Consider the following 9,276-nt stretch of genomic DNA (forward strand, 5'->3'; position numbering starts at 1 on the left):
AGCGGGAGCCGAGGACGTGCCGCCCACGGCCACCGTGGAGAGCAGCTTGGCCGTGTCATCGTGCCCGGCCGGGCAGCTGGCAGGGGCGGACGACTCGGACATGGGGCGGCTGACCTCGAAGGTGTCGCCGCAGGTCCGGCAGCGGAATTCGTAGCGGGGCATGGGGACAGGTTAATGGCCGCGGCCCTCGGGTGGGGAGGGCCGGCGCCCCCTGGGGACGCCGGCCACCCGAAGGTCTGGCTCACCCCCACCCCGTACGCCGAAAAGCCCTCACACCTTCCGCGCCAACGTCACCCCGTCCGCCACCGGAATCATCACGCTCTCCACCCGCTTGTCGCCCCGCACCCGCTCGTTGAACTCCCGGATCGCCGCCGGTGAACCCGTGGCGTCCGGGTCGGTCACCCCGCCGCCCATGAACACGTTGTCCACCACGAGCAGCCCGCCCTGGCGCACGCGCGGCACCAACTCCTCCCAGTACGCGGAGTAGTTGTCCTTGTCCGCGTCCAGGAACACCAGGTCGATATGGGGCTCCTGCGGCAGAGCGGCGAGCGTCTCGAGCGCGGGTGCGATCCGCAGCTCGATCCGGTCGGCCACACCCGCGTCCGCCCAGGCCTGGCGCGCGTACGCGGTCCACTCCTCGGAGACGTCGCAGGCGAGCAGCGTCCCGTCGGCCGGCAGCGCCTGCGCCATCGCGAGCGAGGACATCCCGGTGAACGTGCCCACCTCGACGATGTGCCGCGCCCCGGTGAGCCGTACGAGAAAGGCCAGCAACGGCCCCTGGTCCCGGGCCACTTGCATCCCCGCGGACTGCGGGAACTTGCTGCGCGTCACCTCGATCAGCTCGCGCTGCACCGCGTCCGGCGGCGGATTGTGCTCCACCATGTACGCGTAGAGCTCGTCGGTCAGTTGTGTGCGCCTACCGCTGGTCATGCATCCCCTAGGTGTCCGGCCGGCCCTCTGGCCGGCTCCCTCGAAGACTCCGCCCGCGCGACCGGGTCCGCAAGCGGATTCCTCCCCCTGGTGGCGTCTACTCCCCCAAGTACCGCAATACAGCCAGCACTCGACGTGAGACCCCAGGCGTCCCCGACAGCTCCAGCTTGTCGAAGATCGCGTTGATGTGCTTCTCCACCCCGCTCTGCGAGATGTGCAGCCGCCCGGCGATCACCGCGTTCGTATGCCCCTGCGCCATCTGTGCGAGGACGGCCCGTTCCCGCTCCGTCAGCCGCTCGAGGAGATCCGCATGGCGCGTACGCCCGAGCAGCTGGGCCACCACCTCCGGGTCGAAGGCGGCCCGCCCCTGGTGCACACGTTCCAACGCGTCCAGGAATTCGTCGACTTGGACCACCCGGTCCTTGAGCAGATACCCGACGCCTTCGGTCTCCCCCGTCAGCAACTCGGTGGCGTACCGCTTCTCCACGTACTGCGAAAGGACGAGCACGCCGACGCCCGGCCACCGCTCGCGGATCTCCATGGCCGCCCGCAGGCCCTCGTCGCTGTGCGTCGGCGGCATCCGTACGTCCGCGACCACCACATCGGGCCGCTCCCGCTCGACGGCCGCGAGCAGCTGCTCGGCGTCGCCGACGGCGGCGAGCACCTCATGGCCCTCGTCGACGAGCAGCCGGACCAGCCCCTCGCGCAGCAGGGTCGAGTCCTCGGCCAGCGTTACGCGCACGGCAGCTCCGCGGTGATCAGGGTGGGTCCGCCGGGCGGACTGTGCACGACCAGTGTGCCGTCGAGCGCGGCGGCCCGGCGGCTCAGGCCCACGAGGCCGCCGCCCGCGGGGTCGGCGCCGCCGATGCCGTCGTCCTCGACGGTGACGACCAGCTGCCCGGGCGTTGCCTTCTGGCGAAGGCGTACGGAGATCGAGGTCGCCCGCGAGTGCTTGACCGCGTTGGTGACGGCCTCGGAGACCACGAAGTAAGCGACGGTCGCGACGGGGCGGTCGGGCTCTTCCGCAAGCCCGTAGTCGAGCCGTACGGGGATCGAGGTGCGCTCGACCACCGTCTCCAGGGCGGCACCGAGCCCCGCTTCGTCGAGGGCGACCGGATAAACCCGCCACGCGACTTCCCGTAGATCCCCGAGCGCGAGCCGGCTCTCCTCATGGGCCTGGCGCAGGAGTTCCTCGCGGCGCTGCGGATCCTGGCCGCGCAGCGCCCGGCCGAGCAGCATGCCGAGGGCGACGAGGCGCTGCTGGACTCCGTCGTGCAGGTCCCGTTCGATACGGCGCCGTTCGTCATGGACGGCCTCGACGACACCGGCCCGGCTGACGGCCAGTTCCTCGATCCTGCGCTGCAGCTCTTCCTGTTCGCTGGGTCCGAGGTGGTGGCGCGCGAGCTTCTTCTCCAAGTCGCCTACGGCGAGTGCCCCTTGCAGCGCCAGGAAGAGCAGGAACAGCCCGGCGAGGCCGCTGAAGAGGACCGTGCTCGGGCTGTTCACCTCGCTCACGAACCACCCGAGGAACAGATAGGCGCCGTACGCCGCGCCGATGAGGACGCACAACAGGCATACGGCGCCGAGCAGTCCGAGGGGCCAGCGGGCGGCGACGTAGCGCAGCGCCCGCTCGGGGGTGTACGCGGAGGAGGACTCGACCCCCAGATACGCGGCCAGACGCCTGCGCTCCCACTCCGCGAGCCGCCGCGCGAGCCGGTGCACCGGCCGCAGCACCGCGCCGCGCGCCCGCGGCCAGGCCTGGACGAGCAGCAGCGCGAGCCCTGAGAGCAGCGCGAAGAGCAGCTCGACGAGGGCCGAGCAGGCGCCGAGCGTGAGTCCCGCGGTGAGCCGGAGCCCGCGGCGTACCAGAGATTTCATGATCACCCAGGCTAGGCAGGGGGGCAGGGCGTGCGCACTGAGGAAAACCGCAATTCCTGACTGCGGTGCACCGCACCTGATCCTTGCGGTCGGCTTCAGTGTGGCTTCAGGCAGCGGTTCCTACGGTGGAGAAATGATCGAAGACACCGCAACGCAGTGGGTCAACACGCTCATGGACGCCCTCGGGGCCCCCGGCGCCGGCCTCGCCATCGCGCTCGAGAACCTCTTCCCGCCGCTCCCCAGCGAGGTGATCCTGCCGCTCGCGGGCTTCGCGTCGAGCACGGGCAGCATGAATCTGATCGCCGCCCTGGTGTGGACGACGATCGGGTCCGTCGTGGGGGCGCTCGCCCTGTACGGGGTGGGGGCGCTGCTCGGCCGTGAGCGCACCGTGGCCATCGCGGCGAAGGTGCCGTTCGTGAAGCTGTCGGACATCGAGCGGACCGAGGCGTGGTTCCAGCGGCACGGGACCAAGGCGATCTTCTTCGGCCGGATGGTGCCGATCTTCCGCAGCCTGATCTCCGTACCGGCCGGCATCGAACGGATGCGGCTGCCGGTCTTCCTCGGTCTGACGACGCTCGGCAGCGCGATCTGGAACACCGTCTTCGTCCTGTCCGGCTATCTCCTGGGAGAGAACTGGGAGCAGGTCTCGGGCTATGTGTCCGTGTACTCGAAGGTGGTCCTGATCGCGGCTGCCGTCGCCGTACTGCTCTTCGTGGCCCTGCGGATCCTCAGGCCCGGTCGCGGTCGGCGTCGAGGAGCTGCCGCACGATCTCCTCACCCGCAGCGACTCCGCGCTCCTCAAGAGCGGTGAGCTGCGGAGCCCCCCAGCCCTCGTCGGCGAGCTCGCCGTGGCCCGGCCGCCAGGAGCGGTCCGCGGCGAGCAGCAGGTCGGCGTCGAGCAGGGAGTCGCCGGCCGCGAGGGTGAGGCCCGCTTCCGTACGGCGGGCGACCTCGCGCATCGCGGCACTCTTGGTGAGCGGCTTCGGGACCGCGTAGATCTTCCGGCCCTGAAGCGACACGGTCCAGCCGCGCCCCTCGGCCCACTCGGCGAGCTCCTTGACCCAGCCTTCGGGCAGCAGCGCGCGCTCGACCACGAGATAGGCGAACAGGTCCTCCGCCACACGCTCCTTGAGCAGCCAGGAGTCGTCGGAGGTACGGCGCAGATGCTCGCGCACCTCGTCGAGGGAGGCGCACTCGTCGGCGAGCCGCGCGGCGACCTGACGCCGCCAGTCCCGGTCGGAGACACCGTCCACGAGGATGTGGCCGCCGTTGGCGCAGATCGCGTACTGGGGCCGGGGGCCGGGCAGGTTGATCCGGCGGTACTGCTTGCGCGTGCGGGTGGTGGTCGGCACGAAGACGGTGCTGCGGGCCAGCTCGTCCAGGAGCACGGCCGCGGTCTCGGTGACGAAGGAGAGCGGCTTGCCCTCGTGCACCTCGACGCAGAGCAGCCGGGGCGCCTGGGGGTCGGGCATCGCGAGCTGTAGCGCCGCCGGGGAGTAGATCAGGGTCCGGTCGAGATCACTGGCGACGAGGGTCGGGCCCGTGGAAGTCGGGGCCGTGGAGGACGGGGCCACGGAAGTCGCGGTCATGGAGGGCGTACTCGCTTCAGGCGTCGTGGAGGGCGTACTCACTTCGCGTCCACCGCCTTGCCGTCGGCGCCGGTCGCGCCCCGCGTGAAGCGGGGGTGGATGAGGCCCACGCAGGTGTACGGGAGGTCGTCGACCTCCTCGACCGGGACACCTCGCTGTTCGGCGAGCAGCCGTACGTGGTCGAGGTCCGCTCCGGCGCCGCGCTGGGCGAGGATCTTCCACGGCACCCGCCGCAGGAGCACCCGGGTCGTCTCGCCGACGCCCGGCTTGACGAGGTTCACGTCGTGGATGCCGTACTCGTCGCTGATCCGTTCCACCGCGGCCCAGCCCTCCCAGGTGGGGGCGCGGTCCGCCGCGAGCAGCTCCTTGGCCTGGAGCTCCACCGCTTCGGCCACCTCGTCGAAGCGGGCCGCCACGGTGTCGAGGAAGAAGCCCGACACATCCACGTCCGTCAGCTCGCGGTAGAACTTCGCGCCGTGGAAGTCGTCCGCGCCGACCAGGTCGGAGCGGAGCACCGTACGCGATATCAGCCCGGACACCGTGGAGTTGAGGCAGGCGGAGGGGATGAGGAAGTCCTCGCGGGTGCCGTAGGTGCGGACGCAGGAGCCCGGATCGGCGAGCACGGCGATCTCCGGGGAGAAGCCCGGGGCCCCGCCGCCGGCCTCGAACTCCTCGATGGCCTGGGCGAGTTCACGGGTGATCGCGCCCTTGCCGGTCCAGCCGTCGACGAACACCACATCGGCGGGGTCGTGATGGGCGGCGAGCCAGCGCAGCGCGTTGGCGTCGATACCGCGGCCGCGCACGATCGAGACCGCGTAGTGCGGCAGGTCGCGGCCGTGGCGGTGCTGTGCCCAGCGGCGCATCAGGACACCCACCGGCGTACCGGCGCGCGCGAGCGACACCAGTACGGGCGGGGTGTCCCCCGCGTGCTCGGCGAGCACCGTCTCCGTCACGACACCGACGGCCTGCGCGATCCGGGCCGCCGAGGTGTCGAGGGCCGCCTTGAACAGCTCCTGGTACTGCTCGCTCGGCTGGTACTCGACGGGCAGCGACTCCGCGTAGTGGGCACCGCCGCTCTGGATGGCCTCCTCGCGCTCCTCGGTCGGCGCTTCGAGCTCGACCTCCGAGAGGTCCTGAAGCAGCCAGCCCACCTCGTCCGGTGCGTAGGAGGAGAAGGCGGGGCCGCGCAGGGGCTCGGGCAGCATCAGGTGGTCCTCGGGGGTGCTGGTCGGTGCCGCCGCGCGGGGCGGGGCGGGTATGTAGGAGGGGACGACGGCGAGCAGGACCTGCTCGGCGTGCAGGCCGAGCTGCGCCAACAGGCCGTCGGCGGCGTGCAGTTCGGGGGTGTCCGCCGCGGAGTCGACGACGGCGACGACGGCGTCGAAGCCACCGCCCGCCACGTTGTACGCGAAGCGCGGCCCCGGCCCGTCGGCCGGGGCGTCATGGGCGGGGAAGGTGAGCCGGCTGCGGATCGCGTAGCCCGGGTCGTCGACGGCCAGGACGGGCGAGCGGGTGGTGGTCGAGAAGCGGACCTCGGCGTCGGTCTGCTCTTCGAGGGCCACACCGAGGGCGAGCGGGGCGTACATCAACTCCTCGAAGCCGAGGACGAGTACGCGCCGTGCCGCGCCGAGCTCGGCCGCGATACGTCCGGCCATCGCGGGCAGCGCGGCATCGAGCTCGGCCCGGTGCTCGGGCAGGAAACCGTGCCGCCCACCGTCCGGGAGGCCTCCGGGCCAGCCCAGCTCTACGCGCCGCACGGGCTGTCGGCGTGCTTGATTCGGCACAGATGGCCGGTCCGTAGCGCCTCGCTCATGCTCGGACACCAGCGCCTGGCCCTTCTCCAGGACCCCCTCGGGCAGCCGCACCGTCCCCGAGGCCGTGGCCACCAGGTCGACGCGCGCGCCGATCTCCTGGGCGAACTCCGCGAGCCGCCCCCGGTCCTCGGCCGAGCGCATGTCGACCAGGGCGACGATCACGTACCGCTCGCGCGGATAGCGCTCGTGCAGCGCGCGGATCGTGTTCAGGACCGTATTGCCGGTGGAGAACTCGTCGTCGACGAGGACCAGCGGACCGTCCCCGGCGAGCAGCGACGGGTCCTCGGGCAGCAGCAGATGGGAGGTGGCGTGCGAGTGGGACTCCTCGAAGCCGCCCGCCGTGGCGACGCCTGCGACGGGGCGGCGCGTGGAGTGCAGATACGGGGCGAGGGCCAGACCGTCCGCCACCGAGTGGCCGAGGCCGGTCGCGGTCTCCGCGTAGCCGAGGACCACCGCGCGTGCGGCGTCCTGCTCACCGAGCAATTCCTTGACCCTGAGGCCGAGTTCGTACCCCGAGCGCCACACCACACGCGGGCTCTGCGGCACATGCTTGCCGAGCACGTGGGAGACAAGGAGATGCGCACGCTTGGGGTTGCGGCGCAGCGCGAGCCCCAGCATGTCGTTCAGTTGCGTATCGCCGATGAGCTCCACGCCGAGTCGCTCGCCGACCCAGGTACCCGACCACACCACGTTCTCTGTCTTCCTTACGTTCGTCACGGCAGCTGTCCCGTCCGGCACGTTCAGCCCGGGAGTCCGGCCGTGAGCAGTTCCACGAAGCCGACATCGGCATGGGCCACACCGAAGACCTGCGCACGCTGCAGGGTCCGCTCGGCCCAGGCGCGGTGCGGCTTCACCTCGTTCATCTTGTTCGTGTACGAGGAGCGCATCACGCCCCCGCCGCCCTTCTCGGGCCGCAGGATGTCCTGCGCGTCGCTGAACTCCTCATGGCTGACGACCGACATGGCGTGCACCGGCAGCACATGGGAGGGGTGGATGCAGGTCTTGCCGAGCAGTCCGTTGGCCCGGTCGAGCGCGATCTCGCGGAGCAGTCCGTCCATGTCGTGCTCGATGAGCGCCGTACGCAGCTCCTCGGCACGCCCCAGGAAGGGGCTGGAGCGCAACTGCGGCTTGAACATCCGCTCCTGGTGGCGGAAGTACTCCCACACCGGACCGGTCACGGTGAAGCCGGTGCCGTCGGCCCGCCCCAGCATGTTCACCACATCGGCGATCACGGAGGCGACGATGTGCACGTCGTACGCGGTCATGTCCGGCGGCCGGCGCAGCCCGTACGCGGAACAGAAGTCGGTCACGCCGAGCCGCAGCGCGAGCACCCGGTCGCGGTACTTGTCGACGGTGCGGGAGATACCGGCGAGCGTGTCGGCGCGGGACTCCAGATGCAGCAGCTCGGGCGATTCGAGGACCGGCATCGCGAACAGCCGCCGACCGCTGGCCAGTTCCGCAGCGGTCAGTGCCTCCAGGAAGGGCACTCCGCGTTCCTCGGTGAACTTCGGCAGGACGAATCCGGACAGCAGGGATACGGAGGATCCGAGGCGGCGTGCGAGATCGGGTATCTGCGAGGGCTTGCGCACCCGTATGAACAGCAGCGGCAGGTCGGCCGCGGCCTGGGACCCCGGGTCCGCGCTCAGGGCGGCGAGCTCGGCGAACTGGGTGACCAGGTTCGCCTCCGCGCCGTCGACCTCGGCGTCGTCGATCGAGTCCTCGAGGCAGAGCACCATCGAGACCACTCCGCGGCCACCCTGCTTGAGGATGTCCTGGGCGAGCCGTGGCCGGGTGGCCGGGCTGTACAGGGTCGCGCCGAGGGCGGCCGACAGCAGCCCGGCAGGAGAGTCGGCATCGAACTCGCCGGGCTCCTGGTGGAACAAACCCTTCCGGATCTCAGGCGCTATGTGCCCGAAATGACGCATGAGACTCCCCCGTAACGACAAGGTGACCGCTTGATGTGGCCGGTAATAGTACGTAGAGACCTGTGTCGGCAGTTCCCCTCACGCATGAAATTCAGGTAACCCGGCCATGACCGACACTCTTACACGTGTCGGATTCCGCCCCTCACCGTAAACCTCCCGGCGGTTCCCGGCCGTGCCCCCGCGTTGTCCCGGCACCCCCGCAGCAGGCAGGATGACCGTCATGACGCACACGATGCTGAAGGGGTCGAACGTCCCGCTGGAAGCGACGGCGGTACGCGCGGTGCTGCGCTGGGCCCCGAGCTCGGATGTGCCCGACGTCGACGCCTCGGCGCTGCTGCTCGGCGCGGACGGCCGGGTCCGCTCCGACGAGGACTTCGTCTTCTTCAACCAGCCTCGCCACCCTTCGGGCAAGGTCTGGCGTCTCGGCAAGAAGCGGCTGGCCGAGGGCCTGACGGACACGATCCAGGCCGATCTGGCCGGGCTCGACCAGGCCGTGGTCAAGATCCTCATCGTCGCCTCGGCCGAGGACGTGCCCTTCGAGCACGTACGGTCGCTGCGCATTTCGCTGTACGACGCGGCCCAGGGCGGCGACAACCCGTATGCCGTCTTCGATGTGAAGCCGGAGACGGGCAATGAGACGGCGCTGATCTGCGGCGAGCTGTACCGGCGCAAGGAGGGCTGGAAGTTCCGCGCGGTCGGCGAGGGATACCTCAACGGTCTGGTCGGCCTGGCCACGGACTTCGGAATCTCGGTCGACGAGTCCGAGAACAAGGCGGAGTCCCCGGCGCCCGCGCGGCCCGCTCCGGTCCCGGCCCCCGCACCGCCGGTCGCGCCCCCGGACCCGGGGCCCGCCGCGCCGGGTCCCCAGCCGGCGTACGGATACCCGCACCAGCGGCAGGACCCGACCCCCGCCACCCAGCCCGCCTACGGTTACCCGCAGCCCGCGTCGCCGGGGCCCGCCTACGGCTATCCGCAGCCGGCGCCCGCCGCGCCGCCCGTCCAGCCGGCGCCCGCCCCGGACCCGCACTTCAAACTGCCGCCCCAGGGACCTCAGTTCATCGGCCGCTGAGGCGAGTGAGGGGCTGGGGCCCGTCGGCGCAGGGCAGGAACCTCACCGGTCCCCCACCTTCGACTTGTACC

At 71.0% G+C, this 9,276-nt stretch carries 9 protein-coding genes; 2 read left to right on the plus strand and 7 right to left on the minus strand.

Going from position 1 to position 9,276, the window contains the following annotated elements; translation table 11 throughout:
• The 4 genes from G6045_RS36620 to G6045_RS36635 form a co-directional block, all read right to left on the minus strand.
• A partial coding sequence (locus G6045_RS36620) for an FmdB family zinc ribbon protein (RefSeq protein ID WP_165336547.1) occupies positions 1-162 on the minus strand: 162 nt, incomplete at its 3' end.
• 108 nt (positions 163-270) lie between these two features.
• Positions 271-930: an O-methyltransferase gene (locus G6045_RS36625; protein ID WP_165336548.1), complete on the minus strand. Its 660-nt coding sequence runs from the start codon at positions 928-930 to the stop codon at positions 271-273.
• Positions 931-1,027: 97 nt separating this feature from the next.
• Positions 1,028-1,672, minus strand: coding sequence for a response regulator transcription factor (locus tag G6045_RS36630; RefSeq protein ID WP_165336549.1), 645 nt, complete (start codon positions 1,670-1,672; stop codon positions 1,028-1,030).
• On the minus strand, positions 1,663-2,808 hold the full coding sequence (locus tag G6045_RS36635; RefSeq protein WP_165336550.1) for a sensor histidine kinase: 1,146 nt from the start codon (positions 2,806-2,808) through the stop codon (positions 1,663-1,665). The genes G6045_RS36630 and G6045_RS36635 overlap by 10 nt, the downstream gene beginning before the upstream one ends.
• Before the next feature lie 133 nt (positions 2,809-2,941).
• On the opposite strand from G6045_RS36635, the gene G6045_RS36640 reads away from it, so the two are divergent.
• Complete coding sequence (locus tag G6045_RS36640; RefSeq protein WP_165336551.1) at positions 2,942-3,619, plus strand: DedA family protein; 678 nt, start codon at positions 2,942-2,944, stop codon at positions 3,617-3,619.
• On the opposite strand, the gene G6045_RS36645 is transcribed toward G6045_RS36640, so the two are convergent.
• The 3 genes from G6045_RS36645 to G6045_RS36655 are packed head-to-tail and all read right to left on the minus strand — an operon-like array spanning position 3,537 to position 8,136.
• Positions 3,537-4,397, minus strand: a complete 861-nt coding sequence (locus tag G6045_RS36645; RefSeq protein ID WP_165336552.1) for an HAD family hydrolase — start codon at positions 4,395-4,397, stop codon at positions 3,537-3,539. The two genes, G6045_RS36640 and G6045_RS36645, sit on opposite strands and share 83 nt — an antisense overlap.
• A 38-nt stretch (positions 4,398-4,435) precedes the next feature.
• A complete protein-coding gene (locus tag G6045_RS36650) occupies positions 4,436-6,901 on the minus strand; it encodes a phosphoribosyltransferase (protein ID WP_165336553.1) in 2,466 nt (821 codons plus the stop codon).
• Between the two features lie 50 nt (positions 6,902-6,951).
• Positions 6,952-8,136 carry an HpcH/HpaI aldolase/citrate lyase family protein gene (locus G6045_RS36655; protein ID WP_165336554.1) on the minus strand — a complete coding sequence of 395 codons (1,185 nt, stop codon included), beginning with the start codon at positions 8,134-8,136 and terminating at the stop codon, positions 6,952-6,954.
• A 220-nt stretch (positions 8,137-8,356) separates the two neighbouring features.
• Between G6045_RS36655 and G6045_RS36660 the strand changes: the two genes are divergently transcribed.
• Positions 8,357-9,205, plus strand: a complete 849-nt coding sequence (locus G6045_RS36660; protein WP_165336555.1) for a TerD family protein — start codon at positions 8,357-8,359, stop codon at positions 9,203-9,205.
• The last annotated feature ends 71 nt before the right edge of the window (positions 9,206-9,276 follow it).

This window comes from Streptomyces mesophilus (genome assembly GCF_011044995.1).
Taxonomy (GTDB): domain Bacteria; phylum Actinomycetota; class Actinomycetes; order Streptomycetales; family Streptomycetaceae; genus Streptomyces; species Streptomyces mesophilus.

What these genes read in the sequence shown, in the direction of transcription:
- G6045_RS36625 (WP_165336548.1), bottom strand. Translation starts at nt 930, where the DNA reads ATGACCAGCGGTAGGCGCACACAACTGACCGACGAGCTCTACGCGTAC.
- G6045_RS36635 (WP_165336550.1), bottom strand. Translation starts at nt 2,808, where the DNA reads ATGAAATCTCTGGTACGCCGCGGGCTCCGGCTCACCGCGGGACTCACG.
- G6045_RS36640 (WP_165336551.1), top strand. Translation starts at nt 2,942, where the DNA reads ATGATCGAAGACACCGCAACGCAGTGGGTCAACACGCTCATGGACGCC.
- G6045_RS36645 (WP_165336552.1), bottom strand. Translation starts at nt 4,397, where the DNA reads ATGACCGCGACTTCCGTGGCCCCGTCCTCCACGGCCCCGACTTCCACG.
- G6045_RS36655 (WP_165336554.1), bottom strand. Translation starts at nt 8,136, where the DNA reads ATGCGTCATTTCGGGCACATAGCGCCTGAGATCCGGAAGGGTTTGTTC.
- G6045_RS36660 (WP_165336555.1), top strand. Translation starts at nt 8,357, where the DNA reads ATGACGCACACGATGCTGAAGGGGTCGAACGTCCCGCTGGAAGCGACG.